The sequence below is a fragment of the Tunturibacter psychrotolerans genome, from assembly GCF_040359615.1.
GTDB lineage: Bacteria > Acidobacteriota > Terriglobia > Terriglobales > Acidobacteriaceae > Edaphobacter > Edaphobacter psychrotolerans.
The window spans coordinates 237,512-261,015 of the sequence record NZ_CP132942.1 but is presented as its reverse complement, the minus strand read 5'-3'; the positions used below and the strand labels follow the sequence as shown (position 1 = coordinate 261,015).

22 protein-coding genes are annotated in these 23,504 nt (G+C 57.0%); 10 read left to right on the top strand and 12 right to left on the bottom strand.

Translation table 11 applies throughout. The features are described from left to right. Nucleotides 1–102 precede the first annotated feature (102 nt). Together RBB77_RS00970 and RBB77_RS00965 are read right to left on the bottom strand one after the other, a co-directional pair. Entirely contained in the window at nucleotides 103–447 is a 345-nt protein-coding gene (locus RBB77_RS00970; RefSeq protein WP_353064314.1) for a hypothetical protein, read from the bottom strand. Then, a complete protein-coding gene (locus tag RBB77_RS00965; RefSeq protein WP_353064313.1) occupies nucleotides 429–989 on the bottom strand; it encodes an RNA polymerase sigma factor in 561 nt (186 codons plus the stop codon). Before RBB77_RS00965 ends, RBB77_RS00970 begins: the two co-directional genes overlap by 19 nt. Nucleotides 990–1,088: 99 nt before the next feature. On the opposite strand from RBB77_RS00965, the gene RBB77_RS00960 reads away from it, so the two are divergent. From RBB77_RS00960 to RBB77_RS00950, 3 genes are all read left to right on the top strand, one after another. Further along, a complete protein-coding gene (locus RBB77_RS00960; RefSeq protein WP_353064312.1) occupies nucleotides 1,089–1,547 on the top strand; it encodes a DUF6249 domain-containing protein in 459 nt (152 codons plus the stop codon). 82 nt (nucleotides 1,548–1,629) lie between these two features. After that, nucleotides 1,630–2,946 carry a M48 family metallopeptidase gene (locus tag RBB77_RS00955; protein ID WP_353064311.1) on the top strand — a complete coding sequence of 439 codons (1,317 nt, stop codon included), beginning with the start codon at nucleotides 1,630–1,632 and terminating at the stop codon, nucleotides 2,944–2,946. Next, complete coding sequence (locus RBB77_RS00950; RefSeq protein ID WP_353064310.1) at nucleotides 2,946–3,314, top strand: histidine triad nucleotide-binding protein; 369 nt, start codon at nucleotides 2,946–2,948, stop codon at nucleotides 3,312–3,314. The genes RBB77_RS00955 and RBB77_RS00950 overlap by 1 nt, the downstream gene beginning before the upstream one ends. Nucleotides 3,315–3,425: 111 nt before the next feature. Here the strand turns inward: RBB77_RS00950 and RBB77_RS00945 are convergent, their stop codons facing one another. Beyond that, on the bottom strand, nucleotides 3,426–4,550 hold the full coding sequence (locus tag RBB77_RS00945; RefSeq protein ID WP_353064309.1) for a response regulator: 1,125 nt from the start codon (nucleotides 4,548–4,550) through the stop codon (nucleotides 3,426–3,428). Between the two features lie 1,025 nt (nucleotides 4,551–5,575). Between RBB77_RS00945 and RBB77_RS00940 the strand changes: the two genes are divergently transcribed. After that, entirely contained in the window at nucleotides 5,576–6,271 is a 696-nt protein-coding gene (locus RBB77_RS00940; protein WP_353064308.1) for an OmpH family outer membrane protein, read from the top strand. A 125-nt stretch (nucleotides 6,272–6,396) separates the two neighbouring features. Then, nucleotides 6,397–7,089, top strand: a complete 693-nt coding sequence (locus RBB77_RS00935) for an OmpH family outer membrane protein (RefSeq protein WP_353064307.1) — start codon at nucleotides 6,397–6,399, stop codon at nucleotides 7,087–7,089. 436 nt (nucleotides 7,090–7,525) lie between these two features. On the opposite strand, the gene lepA is transcribed toward RBB77_RS00935, so the two are convergent. Next, entirely contained in the window at nucleotides 7,526–9,328 is a 1,803-nt protein-coding gene (gene lepA, locus RBB77_RS00930) for a translation elongation factor 4 (RefSeq protein ID WP_353064306.1), read from the bottom strand. Nucleotides 9,329–10,039: 711 nt separating this feature from the next. On the opposite strand from lepA, the gene RBB77_RS00925 reads away from it, so the two are divergent. From RBB77_RS00925 to RBB77_RS00915, 3 genes are all read left to right on the top strand, one after another. Then, a complete protein-coding gene (locus RBB77_RS00925) occupies nucleotides 10,040–11,332 on the top strand; it encodes a GAF domain-containing SpoIIE family protein phosphatase (protein ID WP_353064305.1) in 1,293 nt (430 codons plus the stop codon). 137 nt (nucleotides 11,333–11,469) lie between these two features. After that, on the top strand, nucleotides 11,470–13,356 hold the full coding sequence (locus RBB77_RS00920) for a transglycosylase SLT domain-containing protein (protein WP_353064304.1): 1,887 nt from the start codon (nucleotides 11,470–11,472) through the stop codon (nucleotides 13,354–13,356). 159 nt (nucleotides 13,357–13,515) lie between these two features. After that, a complete protein-coding gene (locus tag RBB77_RS00915; protein ID WP_353064303.1) occupies nucleotides 13,516–14,325 on the top strand; it encodes a hypothetical protein in 810 nt (269 codons plus the stop codon). A 76-nt stretch (nucleotides 14,326–14,401) separates the two neighbouring features. On the opposite strand, the gene RBB77_RS00910 is transcribed toward RBB77_RS00915, so the two are convergent. The 8 genes from RBB77_RS00910 to RBB77_RS00875 all read right to left on the bottom strand — a co-directional run bounded on the left by RBB77_RS00910 (nucleotide 14,402) and on the right by RBB77_RS00875 (nucleotide 21,312). Continuing rightward, on the bottom strand, nucleotides 14,402–14,950 hold the full coding sequence (locus RBB77_RS00910; RefSeq protein WP_353064302.1) for a peroxiredoxin: 549 nt from the start codon (nucleotides 14,948–14,950) through the stop codon (nucleotides 14,402–14,404). A 126-nt stretch (nucleotides 14,951–15,076) separates the two neighbouring features. Continuing rightward, the gene (locus RBB77_RS00905; RefSeq protein ID WP_353064301.1) at nucleotides 15,077–15,943 is read right to left on the bottom strand and encodes an LpxI family protein; all 867 of its coding nucleotides are present in this window, start codon (nucleotides 15,941–15,943) and stop codon (nucleotides 15,077–15,079) included. A gap of 17 nt (nucleotides 15,944–15,960) precedes the next feature. After that, complete coding sequence (locus RBB77_RS00900) at nucleotides 15,961–17,112, bottom strand: Gfo/Idh/MocA family protein (RefSeq protein ID WP_353064300.1); 1,152 nt, start codon at nucleotides 17,110–17,112, stop codon at nucleotides 15,961–15,963. A 50-nt stretch (nucleotides 17,113–17,162) separates the two neighbouring features. Continuing rightward, nucleotides 17,163–17,948 carry an acyl-ACP--UDP-N-acetylglucosamine O-acyltransferase gene (gene lpxA / locus RBB77_RS00895; protein ID WP_353064299.1) on the bottom strand — a complete coding sequence of 262 codons (786 nt, stop codon included), beginning with the start codon at nucleotides 17,946–17,948 and terminating at the stop codon, nucleotides 17,163–17,165. Further along, the gene (gene fabZ, locus RBB77_RS00890) at nucleotides 17,945–18,466 is read right to left on the bottom strand and encodes a 3-hydroxyacyl-ACP dehydratase FabZ (RefSeq protein WP_353064298.1); all 522 of its coding nucleotides are present in this window, start codon (nucleotides 18,464–18,466) and stop codon (nucleotides 17,945–17,947) included. Before fabZ ends, lpxA begins: the two co-directional genes overlap by 4 nt. A gap of 66 nt (nucleotides 18,467–18,532) precedes the next feature. Continuing rightward, nucleotides 18,533–19,588: a PLP-dependent cysteine synthase family protein gene (locus RBB77_RS00885; RefSeq protein ID WP_353064297.1), complete on the bottom strand. Its 1,056-nt coding sequence runs from the start codon at nucleotides 19,586–19,588 to the stop codon at nucleotides 18,533–18,535. A 48-nt stretch (nucleotides 19,589–19,636) separates the two neighbouring features. Continuing rightward, nucleotides 19,637–20,497, bottom strand: a complete 861-nt coding sequence (locus RBB77_RS00880; protein ID WP_353064296.1) for a hypothetical protein — start codon at nucleotides 20,495–20,497, stop codon at nucleotides 19,637–19,639. 11 nt (nucleotides 20,498–20,508) lie between these two features. After that, nucleotides 20,509–21,312, bottom strand: coding sequence for an SDR family NAD(P)-dependent oxidoreductase (locus tag RBB77_RS00875; protein ID WP_353064295.1), 804 nt, complete (start codon nucleotides 21,310–21,312; stop codon nucleotides 20,509–20,511). 90 nt (nucleotides 21,313–21,402) lie between these two features. Here RBB77_RS00875 and RBB77_RS00870 point away from each other — a divergent pair, with 90 nt between their 5' ends. Together RBB77_RS00870 and RBB77_RS00865 are read left to right on the top strand one after the other, a co-directional pair. Next, nucleotides 21,403–21,792 carry a DoxX family membrane protein gene (locus tag RBB77_RS00870; protein WP_353064294.1) on the top strand — a complete coding sequence of 130 codons (390 nt, stop codon included), beginning with the start codon at nucleotides 21,403–21,405 and terminating at the stop codon, nucleotides 21,790–21,792. A 278-nt stretch (nucleotides 21,793–22,070) separates the two neighbouring features. Then, nucleotides 22,071–23,384: a DUF5666 domain-containing protein gene (locus tag RBB77_RS00865; RefSeq protein WP_353064293.1), complete on the top strand. Its 1,314-nt coding sequence runs from the start codon at nucleotides 22,071–22,073 to the stop codon at nucleotides 23,382–23,384. The last annotated feature ends 120 nt before the right edge of the window (nucleotides 23,385–23,504 follow it).

Below are 23,504 nucleotides of genomic sequence, written 5' to 3'. Positions count from 1 at the left end.
GCTATAGCGCTTAGTCTCCGTGCGGTCCGTAGTAAACCGTGCAGTCTTTCCGCAGACGACCGAGAGTTGGACGAAGCTACGCGGGTTTTGTCGACAGGCAGCCTAGACGCTGTAACGCCGAACACTAAGCCACACAGTCAGCACAATGAACTGGGTAAGGAGGAGGGACTCAGCCAGTCCAAACGTTGCTTGCCTGCCGTTATACAGAGTCAAAGCAATGAGCACCACCAGCGTCAGGATCATGCCGAGGAACACCGCGTTCCGGCCATAGTGGGTGGGGGTCAACGACACCGGGCGACGGGCAGGAAGCTTGCGAGCGACGCGGGTGGCGAAGTCCGCCGGAATCTCAATGCTGGGGGCAGTCTCGAGAGCACAGAGAATGCGCAGGTCCAGCTCGTCATCTGCGGCCTTGTTTACGAGCTTCGAATTCATCGATTCGTCTGACATTCCGTTCTCCTCTCTTTCGTTTGACGTTGCTGGATGGCTTCACGAAGCTTTTTGCGCCCACGGTGAAGGTGAGTCCGCACCGTACCGATCGGCATCCCCAACGCATACGAAATCTGCTCGTAGCTACGTTCTTCCTGATGATAGAGGATCAGGATCGTCCGCTCAATCTGGCTGAGGAGCCGAAGCTGATCCTCCACAGTCTGCTGGAACTCGCGTTCTTCCAGTTGCTGCTCGGCGTTGCGGTCGGGGTGCGCAAGCCGTTCCTCCCACGCTGAAGTCTCGTCCGAAAGCGAAACATGGGAGCGATCATCACGCCGCCGACGTTTCCACTCATCCTGCGCGACATTCACCGCGATCCGATAAAGATAGGTAGTGATTAGGGCTTCACCGCGAAAACTCGGCAGCGCACGGTAGAGCCGCAGAAAGACATCCTGCGCCAGATCATCGACATGCTCACGATTCCCGGTCAGGCGCAGCAGGGTGCGAAAGACCATTGCCTGATGGTCGCGTACCAGCTGCTCGAAGGTGAGATCGACGTCCAAGCGAGGTTAGACAATAGAGTGCTCCGAAAGTTTCATTGAAGCGAGTGAAACTTTCCAGAGGCGTCCCTGTCTAACGCGGGCAGAAAGAGGAGGTAGCATATGGATTTTCTAACAAGCCCGTTCATAGTGCCGGTAGCCGGGTGCGCTGTCGGTGCCATCGCCATCGTTTCAGGTATCTGGTTCGAGGCTCAACAGCGCCGTAACAAAGCAGAACAACGTATGGCCATGATTGCGCGCGGTGTGCCCATCGCCGAGATTGAGAAGTTGCTCGGCAGCGGCGATGAAGAGAAACGGGTAAGAGACCCACTGCGGAGCCTGGGCAATGCGCGGCGCGCTGGGATCGTTCTCGTTTCGCTCGGTGTGGGGCTGGTCCTGTTCTTCGCAGCGCTCAGCGTCGTTGTGCACGTGCGTGAAGTATTGGCAGGAGCCGCCGCTGGTCTCATTCCTCTAGCTATCGGAATTGGCTTTTTTGTCGACTACAACCTGCAGAAGCGCGAGTTATCGCGCTTCGGGTTGGAGGTCGGTGCCGAATCTTCAGGAGTTGGATCGGAACGGTAGCTTTCGGCGCTCGGCCATCTTATTTTGCGCGACGTATGCGAATCGTGCACACTGGCTTCATTCGGAATGGAGCCTTGAATTGATGAATGTACGTGCGGCATCGCTTCTGCTGATTGGCCTTTTTCTGGTTATGATCCCGTCAGCTCGAGCCCTGGGACCCACCCCGACCGAGGCGCAGGCCCTGCGAGAGGCTGCGCAGAATCACACGGCCTACACCCTGCCTCCGGAGAAGCTCAAGCTCGCGAAGGAGCTGTTTCGCGACCGCACCGCGCTGCATTTTTTGGCCGAGGGGTGGGGCATCCTCCAGCTTATTCTGCTGCTCGCCTTTCGTGTACCGGCTCGAATGCGTGACGTTGCCGAGAAAATGACGAAGAGCCGCTGGGGCCAATGTTTCGTCTTCGTCTTTCTCTTCCTTCTTCTCATCGCTTTGCTGAACGCACCACTACGTCTCTTTGGACACCACATCGCTCTCGCGTATGGGTTGTCAGTCCAACGTTGGGGCAGTTGGTTCGTGGACCTTGCTAAAAGCTTCCTGCTCGAATGGATCGTGGCGGGGCTGCTCGTGATGGTGTTGTTCTGGGTAATCCGCTGGTCGCCAAAACACTGGTGGTTCTGGTTCTGGATTCCGACGATGGTCGCCGTACTATTCGGCGTCTTTCTCTCACCGATTCTTGTCGATCCGCTCTTCAACAAGTTCGAGCCGTTGCAGCAACACAATCCGGCGCTGGTGGCGCAGTTGGAGCGAGTGGTAGCTCGTAGCGGCGTAACTCTGCCGCCGGACAGAATGTTCTTCATGCGAGCCAGCAGCAAGGTCACGAGCATGAATGCCTATGTCACCGGCTTCGGACCATCCAAGCGGCTCGTACTGTGGGACACTACGATCTCCGCAGCGACTCCCGACGAACTCGCTGGTGTCTTTGGCCACGAACTCGGCCACTACGCGCTGCATCACATCGTCCAGGGATTGTTGTTCAGCGCGGTGTGCCTGCTCGTCGGATTTTTCGTGGGACAACGACTAACGTGGCGGCTACTCGCGAAATATGGAGCACGTTGGCAGATCCGCTCTCAGAACGACTGGGCCTGTCTAGCCGTGTTGGTACTGGTGCTGAATGTCCTGAACTTCGTCGCGGAGCCGATCGAAAACGCCTTCAGCCGATCGATCGAGCATGCCGCCGACGTATACGGACAGGAGGCAATTCACGGCATCGTCTCCAACCCGCAAACTACCACCCAGCAAGGGTTCCAGAAACTCGGCGAGAACTCGCTCGACGACCCCACACCGCATCCGCTGGTCGACTTCTGGTTAGATGGCCACCCCTCCACAGCAGACCGCGCCGCTTTCGCATTAGCCTATAACCCCTGGACAGCAGGGCAACATCCGAAGTACTTTCAACCATAATGAAGATCACGCCGAGCAATATCGCATCTTCCGAATGCCTCTTCTGCAAGATCGTAGCCGGAGACATTCCGGCAAACCGTGTCTACGAGGACCAGTTCTGCATCGGTTTTCCCGACATTAATCCGCAGGCCCCCACGCATCTGCTCATCATTCCCAAGCAACACATCGCATCGACCGCTAAGGCAGAAGCGGAACACTCCGCACTCTTAGGCTCACTGATGTCTGCAGCTGCCGAGATTGCGCGCAAAGAGAAGCTGAACAAAGGCTACCGAATCGTCGTCAACACAGGCGACGATGGTGGCCAGACCGTGAATCACCTGCATCTTCATCTACTCGGCGGAAGACACATGAACTGGCCTCCCGGCTAGCAAGTCGCCAAAAGGAAACACATTAAAAAGAAAGAGCCCGCAAGATCTCTCTCGCGGGCCTTTCACTCAATTCACTAGCGCTGAACCGTAAGGCTCCGGCGCCCGCTTAGTTTACTGGTTGAAGTTCGGCTCGTCTTCTTCTTCCATTCCATAGCGGCGGAGAAGGTTCGGAAGATTCTGCGAGAACGCTGCGCGCGGCATCACTGTATCGCAACCCGCTTCGACGGCCTTCGCCTTCAGGTCTCCCTGCAGATGCGACAGAAAACCAATGATGGAGGTGCTGCGCTTGAGCTTGGTCTTCAATTTGGGAATCAACGTCAAGGGCTTAGCATTCGCATTGTTGAGGTCGAAGACGATTAGGCCAGGCCGATCTTCCTCTTCGCCACTGACCAACGCGGCAACCGACTCCTTGTCATTCTTGACAAACGCTACCTTGACCCCGAGCTTACGTGCTGTCTCGGAGATCTTGGCGATGAAGAAGAGATCTTCGATAAAGAAGAAGATCTTCGTCGGTGCATCCTCAGCGATCGGAATCGCGCGTCCCTGCGAGTAGTCGATGGGCTGGGAGTCGCTCTGGTAGCTGCGTCCACCGCCATGGCCGTTGCTGCGGCTCTGGTAATTCCCGTTGTGCGAGTCCATTGTGGAAGGCGGAGTGTCGGCGAAGTTGCCGTTCACGGCGCGATAGCTATGGTCCATCGGGCCGACAAAGCTGCGTGGACCACGAGACTGTTGCTTGCCGCCGCCGCCCTTGCGTTTGAACCCGCCACTGTTGTTACCTGGCTGGTGCGTATCGCGGTCGCGATAGCCGCCACCATTGTTGCTGAATCCGCCGCCGTTGCTGCCACTGGCGGCATTTCCCGGATTCTCCGGTGAGCGCTGACGGTCTCGATCGCGAAACTTCTTCTTCCAGCGTTTCCCGCTGGAGGAGCCGTTCTGTTGCTGACCGGCATTGGCCTGAAAGCCCTGTCCACCTTGCAGCTGGAACGTCTGAGGAGCGGCTGAGCCCTGAATAGAGCCCACGGGTTGACCTGCGCCCTGCTCGCCGGGTTGGCCCGCCTGAGGGGCGTCTGGACCCTTGCTCTTCCGCTTGCGGCGGCGACGACGGCTGCTTTTGGACTGACCCATGCCGTGCGGGACGTTCTGCCCGGCAAATTGAGCCTCTCCGTCCTGCTGGACGGGAGACATTGTCGAACCCTGGTGAGAATCTACCTCGGGTACATTCTGCTCTGAAGTCATGCTTCCACTTCCTATTGCTTTAGATCGCAATTAGCTGTTCTCTCCCACGCGACGGTCTCGTATTCCCCGTGGGACTCACGGAGAAGGAACCAAACCGGTATTGAAGCGTCGGATGAAACGGTCTCAAGTTTTACTCGAACGGACGTCTTCTATTGGTATCTGGCTGCGATCAAATCGGCGAATCTGCCGGTTACGCACAGCCTGGAACGCCAGACAACAGCGAATCCTGGTTTTTCACCCTCTACCTGTTTGCGACAGAGTCCGATAAATCCGGTCTACTGTAATCCTGTATAGTTGCCGCCAAACCTACGTAATCGGTAGCTTTCTGGTGGCCACACAGCGATCGGCACCCACAGCCGGTTCACAAGGCAACTCCTAGGGTACGCTCAAAGAAGGAACTTGGCAAGGGCCTCTTCTACGACTTCCGGGTAACCCACCCAACCGATTCGAAAAACTTCGCTGAAATCAGAAGGTCCGCTCGCCGAGCGGCCTCTATCCTCAATGGCCAGTCACTGGCCTCCTGAAAAACTTCCAATCAAGGAAGCTAACCTCCGGACTTGGTCTACACCATCCATTGGGTGTAGCTTCTGCAAAGCCGGGGGCATGCTGGCACACATCGGATCAAGCCAACATGTTGCCTTTTCATAAAGAAGCAATTCGTTCGCCAAAAAGAGGAGCAGGGCATTCCTTGGCAAACTCCGAAAGCAGCCGCTAACCAGTAGCCGAGAAATCTGAAAAACGGGAAAATGACAGTCCCGGGTTCCATATTTTGGTAGACCAGCGAGATCTAACTCGATTGACCCGTCCCCGGCTGGGCCCTATAATTTATCTGTTCCGGCAGCCCTCTCGTTTTGCTACCGATTTGCCCCCATGGCAGTCTGTCAATCGAGGTAAAAGATGGGCGTGCTCTGTCTCAAGGGTGCGTTGATCGAGTGGATGGAGGGAACGGCCTAGACGGCACTCCATGTGCGCCCGAAGCCGCACGCACAAGTTTGATCAATCCCTGAAGGAGTACCACACACCGCATGAATCGTACCTTAGCTTTTGTTACCGCTCTCGCTGCGGGAATGTCGTCCGCTGCTGGAGTGGCCCAGACAGCTGCTCCAGCCGCTCCTGCAGCCGCTTCCACCCAGTCCGCCACAGCCCCCGCGCCAGTGGCGCCTCACGCCGTACCGGCGAAAATTGCGACCATTGAGTTCGAGCAGGTCGCCGCTGCAACCAACGAAGGGCAGCGCGCGCTCCAGGCCCTGGAAAAGAAATATGAGCCCAAAGGTGCCGAATTGCAGGCAAGGGCCCAGGAGATCGACACGCTGAAGAAGCAACTGCAGAGCGCACCGGCGACGATGACTGATGCGGAACGCGCCACCAAGCTGCGTGCCATCGATACAAAGGAAAAGCAACTACAGCGCGATGGCCAGGATGCACAGCAGGCCGTCAGCGGTGAGCAGCAGCAAGCCGTCGGCGTGGTCGCAAAGAAACTTGCGCCGATCGTCAAGAAATACGTCGAGGACAACGGCTACACCATGCTGCTCGACATCACTGGCCAGCAAGGTGGTTCCGTAAGCCTGCTTTGGACCAGCGACGGCACCGACATCTCGCGCGCAGTTCTCGAAGCCTACAACGCATCTTCTGGAATCGCACCTCCAGTTCCGTCGGCACCCGCTCCCACGGCTCATCCGCACGCCTCGGCCGCCCCGAAGCCCGTATTGCCGAAGCAGTAACATTGGCGTGACAGAATCAGGCTGGGTGGGGTGAGACCGGTTAGAAGTCACCCCGCCCGAGATTTTTGTAGCAAGCTATTGAACGATCGAACCGATCGAAATTTCGAAGGAGCACCACAAACCGCATGAATCGCACTCTTGTTCTTGTCTCCGCGCTAGGCGCCGGATTGATGACCACCGCAGGAATCTCTCAGACTGCCGCCGCTTCGGCAGCAGCTGCGCCTGCTCCCGCCGCTGCACCTGCAGCTGTTGAACCACAGGCCATTCCCGCAAAGATTGCGCTGGTCGCCTTCGAACAGGCGGTCTTTGCCACGAACGAAGGTCAGCGCTCCGTCCAGCAGATCCAGGACAAGTACAAGCCGAAGAAGGATCAGATCGACACTCTCTCGAAGGAAGTCGATTCGCTCAAGGCTCAGCTGCAAAGCGCGCCGGCAACTCTTTCTGACGAAGAGCGCGCCACTCGCCTCCGCAACATCGACACCAAAGAGAAAGAGTTGAACCGCAACGCCGAAGATGCCCAGACGGCTTACAACGCGGACCTGCAAGAGGCCTACGGCAAAGTAGCGGCCAAGGTCTCGGTCACTCTCAAGGACTACGTCAGCAAGAATGGCTACACCTTGCTGCTCGATGTCAGCGGACAACAGAGCAACGTGATGTGGGCTAACCAGAGCACCGATGTGACACAGGCGATCGTGACCGCCTACAACACGTCCTCCGGTGTCGCTGCTCCAGCACCGTCAGGCCCCTCCGCCGGCGCTCCAACGACAGCCCGTCCGCGTCCAACTACCACCCCTAAGCCTGCCGCACCGAAGCAGTAAGCTCCGAAACCAAGCTGCACACCGCAACGAAGAGAGCGCTTACAAGCCTCTCCTTCTGCGTTGTGCAGTTTTTCATGCTCTAAGCACAGGACTCCTGTGGAAAAACCTGTGGATCGTGGAAGCCGAAAAGTGAGATCCATTGGTTTGGGGGCAACTTGTATAGGTCTGGCCGCGGACATACGTTTCGACTAAGTACATAAAAATCAGCGCGTTGACCACCCCCCCGGGGTTTTCCAAGCGGGAATCCTTCGAAGGTTTCGGCAACTAACGCTATTTCAAGGGTTTCCACAGATCCACGTTACGACCAAGTTACAAATTCCCGCATCTAAAATTATCGGACGCGGAGATCTCTGAAGAAACCGCCCGCCAGTTAGTCTTTTTCAAACAAGAAGTTGCATCGATAATCGAAGCCAGCGCGAGAACTCGCAAGGCAAGGTTACTCTTCCCCTACCTTGAGCACCGCGAGAAAAGCTTCCTGTGGGATATCGACTTTACCGATCCGCTTCATGCGTTTCTTTCCTTCTTTTTGCTTCTCCAGCAGCTTGCGTTTGCGGCTAATGTCACCGCCGTAACACTTGGCGATTACATTCTTGCGAATCGCAGTGACCGTCTCACGGGCAATAACCTTCGAACCAATTGCCGCCTGGATCGCGACCTCGAACATCTGACGTGGAATCAGTTCGCGCATCTTCGAAACCAGCGCGCGGCCGCGCTGCTGCGCAAAGTCTTTATGGATGATGATCGAAAGCGCATCCACAGGATCGCCGCCAATCAGAATATCCATCTTGACCATGGGCGAAACCCACATGCCTGCTAACTGATAGTCGAGCGAGGCATAGCCACGCGACACGGTCTTCAGGCGATCGTAAAAGTCCAGCACGATCTCGTTCAACGGAAGCTCGTAGGTGATTAGCACGCGCGTGTCAGAGACATACTCCATGTTCTGCTGCCGGCCGCGCTTCTCTTCGACGAGCTTCAAGATCCCACCGACGTACTCTTCGTTCGTCAGAATCTTTGCCATGATCACCGGCTCTTCGATCTGCTCGATCTCCGTAGTCTCCGGCCAGCGCGAAGGATTATCCACCTCGCGCACGCTTCCGTCCGTCATAGTGATCTTGTAGCGCACACCCGGCGCAGTCGTAATCAAATCAAGATCGTACTCTCGCTCTAGACGCTCCTGAATAATCTCGAGATGGAGCAGCCCAAGAAAGCCGCACCGAAAGCCAAAGCCAAGCGCAACCGAAGACTCCGGTTCGAAGGAGAAGCTCGCATCATTCAAGCGAAGTTTCTCGAGAGCGTCGCGCAGCATTGCATGCTCGTGCGAATCAACCGTATACAGCCCCGCAAACACCATGCTCTTGATGTCTTCAAATCCCGGCAGTGCTTCAGTACACGGGTTCTCGACCGAGGTGATGGTATCGCCGACCTTGGTATCGGCAACGTTCTTGATCGTCGCGACAAAAAACCCAACCTCGCCCGCGCTCAATTCAGCAAGCTCGACTGGCTTCGGGGTCATCACACCCATGCTCTCAACATCGAACATCTTGCCGTTGGACATGACCTTGATCTTCATGCCCTTGCGCAGCTTGCCATTGATGATGCGAGCGAGAACGATGACCCCTCTATAAGGATCAAACCAGCTATCGAAGATTAACGCCTGCAACGGTGCTTCCGGGTCGCCCTGCGGAGGTGGCAGCAGCGTGACGACTGCTTCCAGAATGCTTGCGACGTTCAGCCCGGTCTTCGCGCTGACTGCAATCGCATCGTCCGCAGGCAGCCCGACAGATTTTTCAATCATCTCTTTGGTGCGTTCGATGTCGGCGCTCGGCAGGTCGATTTTATTGATGATCGGAATGATCTCGAGCCCGTTCGAGATCGCAAGATACGCGTTCGCGAGCGTCTGCGCTTCGACACCCTGCGACGCATCGACCACCAGCAGAGCGCCTTCGCACGACGCCAGGGAACGAGAGACCTCGTAAGAAAAATCGACGTGGCCGGGCGTATCGATCAGGTTCAACTGATACGTCTCGCCATCGTGCGCCTTGTACATCATGCGAACGGTATGGGCCTTAATCGTGATGCCGCGCTCACGCTCCAGGTCCATCGCGTCCAGTACCTGCGCCTGCATCTCGCGAGACGTCAGGGAACCAGTCAGCTCGAGGAGTCGGTCGGAGAGGGTGGACTTGCCATGGTCGATATGCGCGATGATCGCGAAGTTGCGGATGTGACTTGGATCCATTTTGTAGCTGGGTAGCCTCAATATCCATGTTAACACCCCGCTGCGTCTACAAAGAGGGACCAGTCATCGAAGTAAGCCATCTCAGAAAAACCTGCATTCAACATCGAACCAGCACGTTACTAGATGGTTCGAGTCGCTATACTCAAGGACCCAACCCCCTCCATCCGCGGACAATCCCAATCCGCCGCTGCGCCGAAACTTCAACTTCTCTGCAGTCGCCGCTCTATCCACCGACATTCGGTTCACGCAGCACTTGGCGTTCCGAGTAAAGACCGAACAGATGCTGATCCGTTATAAGAGTCCGATTCGCGACCCGGACGGCATTGGAACGTCGCCCTATCTCTCATTTCTCTCACACACGACAACTACATCAACTCCACAAACTGGGGCGTCAGCCTCGGGCCCGTCCTTCGTTTTTGAAGGGAACGATCTAAGCCCGCTCTGCGTATCCTCTCCACTGGAACGATGGCCTATCGACCGGCAAGGAACCGACCGGCGCGATCTTCATATCAAGAGGCGGATGAGGCTTTTCGCAATCGCTGCTACATTCTGGCGAATACGATTTATCCGCAACAACTTGCCGCAGGTCCGACCACGCATGATTTTCCTGCCGAAATAAGTCTTTCTTCAGCGGACCAAACTTTGCATCGCGGCATACGCCCCAACATCCAATGGACCAAAGATTCCTGTGTTCCTTGCAAGGAGGACACCATGGCGACCAACTCGCCTCCCATCGAGGCTATCCGCAAAATCCCTCCCCACGTTCACTCGTCCAGCCCCTTCGTGCAGGCCCTGATGAGCGCGAAGGCCATGATGAAGTTCCAGCGTGCCTCGCAACTCATTACCTCCAGTCTCGATCTGGAGATGTTGCTTGAGCGGGTGGTAAACGACATCGCGGATTCCATCGGCTGTGTCGAAGTCTCAGTCTGGCTGCGCGATCCGAACGGTGAGGAGATGGTGCTTAACGGCGTTCGAGGTTGCACCACTTACAGAAAAGGCTCTCGCCTGAAGATTGGCGAACGAGGCATGGTCGGCCATGTCGCCGCAACCGGTGTCACGCGCTATGCGCCGGACGTCACGATCGACTCCTATTACCTCGCGTGCGAACTGGACACCCGGTCAGAGTTGACGGTTCCACTCATGACCTGCGGTGAGGTCATCGGAGTACTCTGCGTAGACCACCAGCAGGCCAACGCCTTCTCCGACGACGAGGTGCTGGTATTGGAAGCCTTGGCCGGTCACATCGCCGTGGCGATCGAAAACGCAAGACTGTTCCGCAACGAACGCCTCGAGCGGGAACAAATGAAGCGCGAAGCAGCAGAGGCCCGCGCCGTTCAACAGGCGCTCTTCGTCAAGGCCGTCCCGCTGGTCTGCGGCTTTGCCTTTGAAACTGCGTGGAATCCGGCAGGATCAGTCGCAGGCGATTGGTTTGATCTCATCGATCTCGGCAACGAACTCACCGGAATCGTGCTGGCCGATGTGTCCGGCAAGGGCATGCCCGCCGCGCTGTTGATGTCTTCAACCCGCGCCATCCTGCGTTCGCTCGCAAAGCTCGATCCATCTCCAGGAAGAACTCTGATGCAGCTCAATCAAATGCTCATGGAAGATTTCCCGACAGGCAAATTCGTCACCATGATCTACGCCGTACTTGATGCCCAATCGCGTGAGATCACCATTGCCAGCGCCGGACATCTGCGTCCTCTGCTCATCAACGGCGAATGCTCCTTCCTCGATATCGACACCGGCATGCCGCTCGGGCTGGGGTCAACATCGTATCCCGAATACAAGCTCACACTTCATCCCGGCACTCAGCTCCTCTTCTATACCGATGGAATTACCGAGGCAATGAATCACGTCGACGAAGAGTACGGCGCTGCCCGGCTGGTCCAACACTTCCTGCAGCCCAGCGCTTGCGTAGAGGGATTGATTGAAGAGGTGCAGAGGTTCTCCCACAAGTCGAACCACACCGATGACGCAACCGCAGTCCTCATCCGAAGCCGGTAAAACATAAGGAGCACTGTCCCATACGTCCGTTGCACCGCACCATATTCCGCACAGCGGGTCCCTTTCGCAGAGCTATCCGCGAGAGTTCGCAAATTTGCTTCTTGCACCCCTTACAATGAAAAGCGAAGATGGTGCGAATGACATTAAGGGACTTGGTGCGAACTTCGGCACTCGCGGTGATGTGTGCTCCGCTGGTACTGCTGACCGGTTGTCCGCAGGAAGATGCCGCCGCGCCGGGTAATGTCCCGGTACAAGCAACAGCACCAACGATTACGCCTCCGACGAGCGGAGACGCAGCAACGACCAGCCAACCAGCCCAGTCCACCGAGCAGTCCGTCGATAGCTCAGCTCACGCCTTCAAAGTCCAGCAACTGATCAACTCCGCTGACGCCGCCTATCGCAGCGGTGTCGACAATTATCGCGCCGGTCGTCTCGATGCAGCACGGCTGGATTTCGACTCCGCAGTCGATCTCATGCTGACCAGCGGCATGAATCTGAAGACCGACCCCCAACTTGCCGACGAGTTCGATCATCTCCTCAACGCCGTGAACTCGCTCGAGATGGCTGCGCTCAAACAAGGCAACGGATTCTCTCCCAAGATTGAAGAGGCGCCCCTCGATACTGCCGAAGACCTCACCTTCCCGGCCGATCCCGAACTGACCGCGAAGTTGAAGGCCGAACTGCAGATCTCCTCCGATCTCCCTCTCGTCATCAACGACCAGGTCGCAGGCTACATCGGCTACTTCGCCAATTCGCCCTCCTTTCACGCCCACATGCTTCGCAGCATGGAGCGCGCCGGAAAATACAAGACGATGATACTGAAGGCGCTGGCAGACAACGGTGTGCCTCAGGATCTGATCTACCTCGCCGTGGCCGAGTCAGGCTTTCAACCGCAGGTGCTCAATGCAAAATCTGGAGCAGGCGGCATGTGGCAGTTCATGCCCACCGGCGCCTACGGTCTGGCGCGCAACGGCTACTTCGATGAGCGCTTCGATCCCGAAAAATCTTCGATCGCCTACGCGAAGTATATGAAGACCCTTTACAACCAGTTCGGCGACTGGTATCTCGCCATGGCCGCCTACGACTGGGGCCCCGGCAACGTCCAGCGCGCTGTGCAGCGAACCGGCTACGCCGACTTCTGGGAGCTCTACCGCCGCAACTCGCTGCCGAAGGAGACCAGGGACTACGTCCCCAAGATTCTCGCCGCCGTCATCATGGCGAAGAACCCCGAGAAGTATGGACTCGACAAGATGGTCCCCGACGCGCCCGTCGTCTCCGACACCGTGTCCGTCGACTATGCAATCGATCTACGTCTGGTAGCCGACGTCACCGACTCCTCTCTCACTGAGATCGTGGCCTTGAATCCCAGCCTCCTGCGAATGACGACGCCCCACGACACGTCGTTCGATCTGCACATCCCCGTTGGCACCCACGACGTCTTCACCGAGCGCCTCAAGGAGATTCCTGAAGACAAACGCAGCAGCTGGCGCTTTCACGTGGTACGCCCGGGCGAAACGCTCGACGGCATCGCAACCACCTTGCATGCCCATGCAAGCGACATCGTAGCTGCAAACGGCGTGGCTCTGAATGATGGCGTCGATACCGGAGACGAACTCGTCATACCGGTCACGACAGCCGCTGCGGGAGCACGGCCGCAGCGATACGCCATGCGTCGCGGCGACACGTTGGTCACCGTCGCCGATCGATTCGGCGTCTCGGTAGAAGATCTGCGGCGGTGGAATCATCTATCGTCCAAAGCCGTGCATCCCGGCACCTCCCTCGCAGTTGTCGAGCCGGTTAAGCTCGCGCCCGGCACACACGTGCATGGCAGAGGCACTCGAAAAAGGAGCGGCGTGCATTCTGCTTCGACCAGTGTTCATCAGGGTTCCACGCATTCAACCAGCACACACAAGAACTCGAAGTCCGGCACGTCCTCCGCTTCCACTAAGGCGACCAGTAAGAAGAGTTCAAGCGAAGCGGAGCTCAGCTCCGCCACCAAAATGAAAAAGAAAGCTACACGATAAGTTTCCTCGTGAAAAAGATTGCTTGCCTTCGGTAGCGGTTGGATGCATCCTTGTTGCTAGAATCTGGTGCCGGTATGTAAAGATGTTTGTTGTTGCATCGAAGCTGGTAAGACAACGCAGAGAGCGATAGAAGTAGAAAGCAGTGAGGGGATAACAACAATGATGTTTGACGACACCATCAAGCTTCACGCAGCTGCAGCCGATGACGATCATACCTTCGGCGATGAACCCGATGACGAACAGGATGATGTGCATCACCGCTTCAACGATGATGATGAAGAAGAAGAGGTCACGATGACCTCAGAGGATGACGATGCGGAGTCTCAGCTCGATGACGAAGACACCGACGATGATCTTCATGGAACCCATGCCGAAGATGCAAAGCTGTTCGCGCTGCCGCCTTCGCCAGTGAGCAGCTACCAGCCGGCGACCAAAGAGTCCAAGCTGCCGGTGAGTCAATCGGCTGTGAGCCAGGTAAAGCCGGCGGCAAAGAAGGTTGCTGCGACGCCAGCTAAGAAGCTCACCCCAGCCAAGAAAGCCGCACCAGCCAAGAAGGCCACGCCTGTGAAGTCGGCAGCGAAGAAAGTCAGCAAGCCCGCGGCGGCCAAGAAGGTCGTTGCGAAGAAGGTTGCGGCAAAGAAGCCCGCACCCCAAAAAGTTCTGGCAAAGAAGGCCGCTCCAAAGAAGGCCTCTGCCAAATCGAAATCTGCCGCGAAGAAGGTTAGTGCTCTGCGCGGCGGGAAGGTCGCCCCTAAAAAGGCTGCCGGCAACAAGAGCACTGCAAGCAGTAAAAAACTAAAGAAGAGAGGTACTACCTTGGCAACTAAGAAAGCAGCAAAGAAGGCACCAGCGAAGAAGGCAGCAGCAAAGAAGGCTCCTGCTAAGAAGGCAGCCAAGAAGGCTCCTGCTAAGAAAGCCGTAAAGAAGGCTGTAAAGAAGGCCCCAGCAAAGAAAGCCGTAAAGAAGTAAGCACTCTCCAGGCAAGCAAATAGGCCCGGACTCCTCAATTGAGAGCCCGGGCCTTTTTGCGTCTGCTGATAAATATCTACTTCTTGTTAGCGCTGATCTCAGCAAGAACTTCCGTGCTGTGAACGTTCGGATCGACCTTCTCCCAGACCTTAACGACCTTGCCATCCGGCGAAATCAGGAACGTCTCGCGGTTGGCGAACTTCATCACGCCATAGTTCTTCACCGGAACGCCGTACATGTCGACGACCTTGTGATCCGGATCGGCGAGCAGCTTGAAGCTGAACGTATCCTTCGAGCACCAGGTCTTGTGCCCTTCGACCGTATCCAGGCTCACACCAAGAACCACCGCGTTCGCCGCGTCATACTTGGCGATGTCGCGTTGGAAGTTGTGCGCTTCAATGGTGCAGCCGGTGGTCTGGTCCTTAGGGTAGAAGTACAGCACAACCCATTTCCCCTTGTAGTCGGTCAGACTAACCGGCTTGTCCTCCTGCGAGGGCAGGGTAAAGTTAGGCGCCACGGCTCCAGCCTGTATTGTGTCTGCCGCAGGCGCCGCATGGGCCCTGATGCCTATGCCGCACGCTGTTGCTACGCCGATGATTGCTGCGATCCAAACTGCTTTGCGCATGGTGATTCCCCTTATGTGGTTCTGTTATCTGTGGACGAGTGAAAGCCGCGAAAGTCTCGAAGACCGTATGCTGCGTTGCAATTTTATCGCTCCGGCCCCTCTCTTTACAGCTTCGTGACAATATCTTTACTTCGCGATAATGGAAATACCGGCCTCATCCGCCGTCTTCAGAATCGCTTCCGGATCGAACATCAGGGTTCTCTCCGCTTCAACTGCGAGACAGGTGGCGCCCGCGGCCTTCATCGCCTCGATGGTCGCAACGCCCACCACGGGTACGTCAAAGCGCATGTCCTGATTGGGCTTGGCCACTTTGACGACAGTGAGAGCACGACGAAGAGTCGTCTCACCCCCCGAATCGAGTGTGCGAAATAACTCGCCCGCGCGAGAGATCGTAGCGTCGGTCCCTTCCATCGCCTCCACCGCAACGCAAGCCTGCGCCGCGACCACCACCGTCTGCCCGAGATCGTATGTAGCGATAGCCTGCGCAACAGTTCGCCCGTACGCAATATCCTTCAGCTCTTCCCCATCGGGCTGCCGGCGAGTCAGCACCCCAGCCTTCGCCAACAGCGGCTCAAGATACTGCGTCGAGGAGATCAATTCAATCCCCTCATCTCCAAGCACCTTCGCGATCGCACCCAGCAGCATGTCAGTGTTGCGAGTACGCAGGCTCAGCAGCAGCTTCGCAAGTCTCCAGTCCGGTCGAATACTGGAAAAGATCTGCTTGTGTTTTACCTGTCCAGCCATCACGGCACGTGTAATGCCCTCACCACGTAAAGTGTCGATCAGCTTCGACAACTCGCCCAGCGACAGCCAGTGAACGCGAATACCAGAATCCGCCGCCGCGCGATCGTTCATCTCGGGATCGGTCTCTTCATTGATCGCCGCAACGACAACCTGCAAGCCATTCGCACGCGCAGCATCCAGCAAAAGAAACGGAAAGCGCCCGTTCCCAGCAATGAGTCCAAGCTTTTCGACTTGATCTTGTCCGCTCATGGTCACGTGAAATATCCCTACTTCGCTGCCGCGACTTCGCGAGCAAGGTAGATCGTCTTTCCCGTCTGAGCAGAGCGCCGCGCCGCATCGAGTATGCGAACCACCACGATGTTGGTATCGAGCGACGTCAGATCATGCTGCGGCTTCAGGCTCCCGCCAAGAACAGCAGCAAGATAGTTCAGCGAATCATTCTGCGGCGCCGTCAGCGCAGGCGCTGTCTCAACATGCTCAGCTTTTTCTCCAGTCAGACGCATGCGAAGCTTTACACCCGGCCCGGCATCCTCATAAAGCGTATCGACATAGCCTGTGGCACCATAGACCTCCATATCCTTCCGCGCAAACGGCCAGTTCCACGAACCCTGAAGAATCGCCTGCGCGTGCGGATAAGTGAGGACGATCGTGCTGTCGTCATCCACATTCGGATAAATCTGCGGCTTCAACTGCAACGCGACCGCAGTTACAGTCGTCGGAAGCTCCCCATGCATGATCCATGTCGCAAGATCGGCCCCATAGCAGCCAAAATCAAACATCGCACCAGCGCCGTTCAGTTTTGGGTCAGTCAGCCAGTCGAAAAACTCAGGATCGACATGAATCTCCTTGGGTCCCTCGTGCCCGTCGTGAACGACTAGCTTGCGCAAATCGCCGATCTTCCCCTCTTCCAGCATCTTTACCGCTGCGGTATTCGAGTTGTACCAGGTCGTCTCGTAGTTCGTCAGAACGGGAACGTTGTACCTCTCCGAAAGCGCCTGGATGGCAAGTGCATCTTCAACCGTAGTCGCCAGCGGCTTCTCCACCATGGCGGCTATGTGCAGAGGCGCAGCCTCTTCAATAGCGGCTCGATGGCCCGCAATCGACGTGTAGACAAGGATCGCCTGCGGCTGCGTCTTCTTCAGCATCTCTGCTTCAGTCGCAAAGAACAGGTCCCCCGACAGGTGTGTCTTCGCGATATATTTTTGGCGCAGCGCGGCATCAGGGTCAGAGATGCCCACCAGAGCAATCTCAGGATGCGCGGCAAGATTATGTAGAAAGCCTTGGACATGGCCATGAACCAGCCCAACAATGGCGACACGCACAGGAGCAGCCGTCTGAGCTTGTGCGTCCACAGAAGAAAAGCCTGCCACAAAAAGGGAAGCAGCGAAGAGAAGACGAGCCGGAACCGACGAGATCATAAGTGGACAAACTCCAATCTAATTCTGTAAGCCAAACCCAACCAACATACCTATTTGATGATGCCTCGCTCGCTGCTTGCAATAAAGTCGGCGAGGTAAACGACGTGTTCGCCCGCGCCGCCGGAAGCGATCGTCTTGCGAATCGCCGCCAGCGCATCGGAAATGTTAAGTTTCGACGCGATCAGCGTGCGATACGCTGCGCGCAGCTCCTTCAACTGTTCCGGCGTGAAGCCCTTCCGCTCCAGACCCACTTTATTCAGCCCGTAAGCGTGATTGTTCCGCTCAATCGAGGTCAACGAATAGGGAAGTACATCCTGCGTAATCGTCGTTCCGCCGCCAATATAAGCGTACTTGCCGATACGACAGAACTGGTGCACCGGACAAAGTGCGCCCACGCTCGCGTAATCCTCAACCGTCACATGGCCCGCCAGCGTGGCAGCATTCGCAAGAATGCACCCTGTCCCAATCGTCGAGTCGTGTCCAATGTGGGTATAGGCCATGATCAGGCAGTCATTCCCCACCCTCGTCACTCCTCCGCCGCCCTTGGTCCCACGCGAAATCGTCACATACTCGCGAATGGTATTGTCATCGCCGATCTCAACAGCGGTTGGCTCCCCTGCATACTTCAGATCCTGTGGCGAAATCCCGACGCACGCAAACGAAAAGATTCGGTTCCGCCGGCCCATCGTCAGATGCCCGTCAAGCACCACATGCGAAACCAGCTCGCACTCTTCCCCGAGCGCGACATCAGGCCCCACCGTGCAGTAAGGTCCCACCATACAGCTCGCAGGAATCTTCGCCCCCGCCGCAACGATCGCTGTGGGATGAATGCTCACTCTGACGGTGCCTCGGTCGTCGCTTTCTTCACAACCCGCGGAACCACTTGGCACATCACCGTGGCATCGCAAACCAGCTTCCCATCCACAGTGATATTCCCCAGCATCTTCACCGCGCGGCTTCTCCACTGCAGCACCGTCACCTCAATGCGAAGCTGATCCCCCGGCACCACCGGCCGGCGAAACCGTGCATTCTCAATCCCCGTAAACACCATCAGCTTCGAGTCGCGATCAGGAATCTCATTCAGTAGCAACGCTCCGCCCGTCTGCGCAATCGCCTCCACCATCAACACACCAGGCATAATCGGGTAGTCAGGAAAGTGCCCCTGAAAATGCGGCTCGTTGATCGTCACATTCTTGATCGCGACAATGCGCTGCTTCCGCTCCATCTCGACCACGCGGTCGATCAACAAAAAGGGGTAGCGGTGCGGCAGCAGGGACATAATCTCGAGGATGTCCATCGTAGTGCGCTGCGCAGGTTGTTCGTCGGCAATCTGATCGGTCGTAGTCTCGCTCATAGCAAAGATGAGTATAAACGCCGAAGCACGCCAACCGGACGAAAGCGCCCTACAAACAACCTCGCCTCACCCCGCCGGTTGAAGCTGCGCCCCAGGAGTGGACCGAGCAATCTCCAGCTCCTCCGGCGTCATATCCACCGCGATATCCGCAAACAGCGGCGTGCTCAAATACCGCTCCCCCGTATCCGGCAGCATGCACAGCACGGCCGACCCCTTCGGCGCCTCTGCACACACCCGCAGCGCCCCTGCAAAGGTCGCCCCAGAAGTAATCCCCACGAAGATCCCCTCTTTCAGAGCCAGCTCCTTGCTCCACCGCATCGCCTCAGCGTTCTCCACTCGCAGCACCTGGCTGATGCGATGCGAATCGATCGCATCCTGTGTAAGGCTCGAAATAAAATCCGGGCTCCACCCCTGCTGCGGGTGCGGAGTCCAAGCCGGGTGCCCCGCCGACGGAGTTCCATCCGCATTCCGCGGCTGCGCAGCCCCACTCGAGATCATCGCTGCCACCTCCGGCTCGCACACCACAATCTTCGTCTCCGGCCTCTTCTCCGCCAACACGCGCGCCACGCCCTTCAGCGTTCCCCCCGTGCCAAACCCAGTCACCCAATAATCCAGCCGGTCGCCCTCGAAATCCCTCAGAATCTCCTGTGCCGTCGTACGCGAGTGCATATCCGCATTCGCCTCATTCTCAAATTGCCGCGTCCGAAACCAGCCATGCTTCTCCGCCAGCTCATTCGTCTTCTTCACCATCCCCAACCCCCGTTCCGCAGCCGGAGTCAGCACCACCTTCGCACCCAGAAACCTCATCAGCTTTCGCCGTTCAACGCTGAACGTCTCCGACATCACCACCACCAGCGGATACCCCTTCTGCGCGCACACCATCGCCAGCCCGATGCCCGTATTCCCGCTCGTCGCCTCGATCACCGTCTGCCCCGGCTTCAACGCCCCCGTCCGCTCAGCGTCCTCGATCACACCCAGCGCCAGCCGGTCCTTCACCGACCCCAACGGGTTGAACGCTTCAACCTTAACAAACAGATCCACTCCCGCCGGCGCCAGCTTATTAATCCGCACCACAGGCGTATTTCCAACGGTCTCGAGAATATTCGCAAACTTCCGTTTCATCGCATAGCTCCTTTTATCTGCAGAGAGTCCACTCAGGCCCGGCCGTCCTTACTGCTTTTTCTTCAACAACACCTCGGGATTGAACATATCCGGCGCAGCATCGACGTCATACTCCACCTTCAGCAAAAACGTCTGGCTCGCCATGTCGCCATTGTGGTATCGAGTGATCGAGAGCGCCGTCGGCAACCCCTGAATCGTGTGGTAATCCGCATACTCCTCAGCGTCTTCATCAAAGTCCTTGAAGGTCTCATTCCTCCACTGAAACGTACGGCGCAGCGGAAGATGCGACGTCGAATCCAGCTCAATCGTCACCGCGTCATTGTTGTCACTCAACACCGTCACCTTCTCGGCAAGTCTGCGCTCCACCATCGTCGTCCCCTCATAAACCACCACCACGCCCGGAGCCTTCAGCCACGTATTCACCACCGCTTCAACCGAGTGCTCCCGGCGCCGATAAAAATCATCGACCTGATCTTTCGGCAGCTCAGCTTTACCCTTGTACGTAACCTCATACCCCTTACCCGCCGTCCATATCTGCACGACGTCGATCTTCTTCCCCGGAAAAAGAATGCTTTTGTCGGTAATAAATCCAACCCGCATCGCGTCAAAGCGATTGTCACTCGGAAACTGACGCGTCGAAGTAAAGTCGATCACCAACCCCGTAGGCGTGCCATGGAAGAACCGGCCAATATGCCCAAGCTCGCGCATATTGCGACGGTTCATCCACGCGTTCCCACCCAGCGCCTCAACCATCTCCTTCAACAGCTTGCGCCCGTGTTGCTCTGGAGTCTCTCCGTTCGGCACCACCTGCCCCGCACTGGGAATCTCGCTCGCCTGCGACCACAGCGGCCTCACCGACCCCATACCAAGAGCAAGCGCGACGCCCAATCCAAGTACAACCTGATTCATAGAAGCTCCGCTCATCCGGCCAGCACTGCGCCGCCGTTCACATTAAAGATCTCGCCAGAGATAAACCCAGCGAAGGGTGTGCAGAGAAACAGTACAGGAGCCGCAATCTCATCCACATCCGCCGGACGCCCCAGCGGAATCAGAGACAGCAGCTTCTTCGAAACCTCAGGATCGCTCAGCACCCCCGCAGTTGCCTCCGTAGCGACCCACCCGGGCGCAACGCAGTTGCAATAGATCCCCTCACCAATCAACTCAGTCGACAGGCTCTTCGTCAGGCTGATCAGCGCACCCTTCGTCGCCGCATAGTCCGCATGAAAAGCCTCCCCGCGCTGCCCCGCAGTCGAACTAATCAAAACAATGTGCCCCCGCGCCGAGCCCACCTGCGGCTGGGTCTTCATCTGCGCCACCGCAGCCCGCACCACACCAAACACGCTATCCAGATTCGTACCCAGCGTAGTCCGCCACTGCTCGCTCGTCATCTCCGAGATAGGCGCGTCATGCGCCGGCCACACTCCATGATTCAAAATCGCGCAGTCAACTCGCCCGAACGCCGCTACAGCAGCGCGCACCAGCGCCTCACCATCCTCAGGGGTGGCAAGCGTCTGCTGAACCGCAAGACACACCTCACTCCCATCGCACTCCGCCACCAGCGCCTCAGCCTGCTCCGCCGCAGAGCGGTAGTTGAACACCACCTTGGCCCCCGCCCGACGAAACATCCGAACCGTCGCCGCTCCAATCCCGCGCGAACCGCCCGTAATCAGGGCAACCTTACCAGCCAGCGACATCGCAACACCAGAGTTACCGTTATTCAGCATAAATTCGACGTATCCAATCAATCTTCTTGACGCAATTGAAGCACACACAGAGAATTCTCTACTAATCCACTCCCAAGGAGTTCGTCGCTGATGAAAATAGCTGTTCTGATCGCCCGCATCCTGCTTGGACTCGTCTTCTTCGTTTTTGGGCTCAATAACTTCTTCCACTTCATGCCCAATCCGCCGATACCCGGCGACGCGGGCGTCCTCGCCGGCATCATGTTCGCGCATGGATGGTTGACCTTCCACGGAATCCTCTACACCATCGCCGGAATCCTGTTGCTCATCGGCCGCTACGTCCCTATCGGACTCGTCATCCTGGGTCCCATCCTGGTCAACGTCCTGCTCTTCCACCTGACCCTGACCGGAGGCGCAGGAATCGGACCCGGCGTCGTCTGCGCTCTTCTCGAGATCTTCCTCATCTGGGCCTACTGGCCAGCCTTCGAAGGAATCTTCACTCCGGACGGTCGCCGAGCATAAGCCGCTTCCGCAACTGTACATTGACGGTCAAATAACAGCTGAGAATCAGCTTAGGAGGGTAGACTTGCGCTGATCAAAGGTTGTCTACTTATTGAAACGTCTTCTCATTGTAAATTTCGGAGTATTCCTTGAGTGCCACACTGCCTTGCCCTTCACGTCGGACTTTCCTCCCTGTATTAATTCGGACCTGTTCTCTAACCCTGCTCGCAATCCTTATAGCCGGATGTAGTAGCAGCGGACCAAACACAACTTTGAGTGGGAATACTCGAGTCGTAATTTTGGCGTCGAGCACGGCGAACGACCAACTATCGGCGTTTACTACGACGCTCTTGAGTCTGACCTTAACGAACCAGGCGGGCAAGACAGTTAATGTGCTCACCTCGCCGGTTAGCGAAGAGTTCATCCACCTGAATGGCCATGTCGAGCCGATCGCCACGGTAAGCATTCCACAGGACACTTACGTCTCTGCCAGCGCAACCTACGGCGGCGCCACCAACGTTTGCAGTGCACAGTACCCCGGAACCAGTAACACCGACTATTTTATAAGCGAAGCCAACGAAACCATCAACCTGCCTAATTCCATCACGGTGGACGGCACGGCCATGGGGCTGCTTCTTGACCTAAAGGTGGACCCCTACCCCGGGCAATGTCCAACTGCGGCAGAATTTCCATCTGCTCCGCCGGTCACGTCAGCTTTCGACCTCACTCCTTTGACTATCGCTGCACAACCAACTAACAGCACAAACGGGTTGGCCCTCGGACTTGAAGGGACGATTAGCTCGGTCGGCTCAGGCGCGACCGAGCTTTCGGTCAACGGCCTCGTGACCAGCCAGACACCGCCAACGTGGCAAGTCAGCCTCAATAGCAGCACCGTCCTTCAGGGAATCTCGGGGGCATCCCAGCTTGCCGCGGGAGTGCCCGTAGATATGGACGTGGCTCTTCAACAGGATGGCTCGCTCGTGGCTACGCGGGTTTCGGCAATCAGTACGGAAACGACAAATCTCACGGTAGCCGGCGGACCGTTGACACTAGTCTCCAACACCACACCGGTCGCGGATCTCATTGGGCAGGCGCAACAAGGCTACCTGCCCACAGGCCTCGGCGGATTTGGCTATGTCAATTTCGACAACTCACAGTTCCAGACGTCAGGCCAATACAAAAATCTTACGTCCCTTCCCTTTACGCCCACTTTCAACTCCGCGACTGTTGTACCGGGTCAGGCCGTGACGGTAACCACACAGGCGACAGCCAACTTACCCGACCCTCTATATTTCCCACTGACCGCCATGGTGCTGCGGCCGCAAACAATCAACGGCACGGTCACTTCGATCTCCAATCAGGGCAGCTTTACCGAATACACGGTGACGCTCCAACCATACGACCTGTTCCCCGAATTCGCGGTGCAGCCGGGACAAACGACGCTGCTGACGAATCCAAACACGGTTGTGGTCTACGCCGACAACAACACGCAGATGCTCAATAAGGCTTCGCTCGCCGCGGGCAGTATCTTTCGCTTTTACGGGTTGGTGTTCAACGACAACGGCACCCTCCGCATGGACTGCGCGCAGATCAATGACGGAGTTACGGAATAGGTTCCATATCAAGCTGAAAGTGTATCCAGATAAGTCATTGCGGCCTGTCGGTGAGTGCATCAAGTTGAGTACATCAAGATGAGTGCATCAAACTGACGCACTCATCGAACTCAGTCTGAG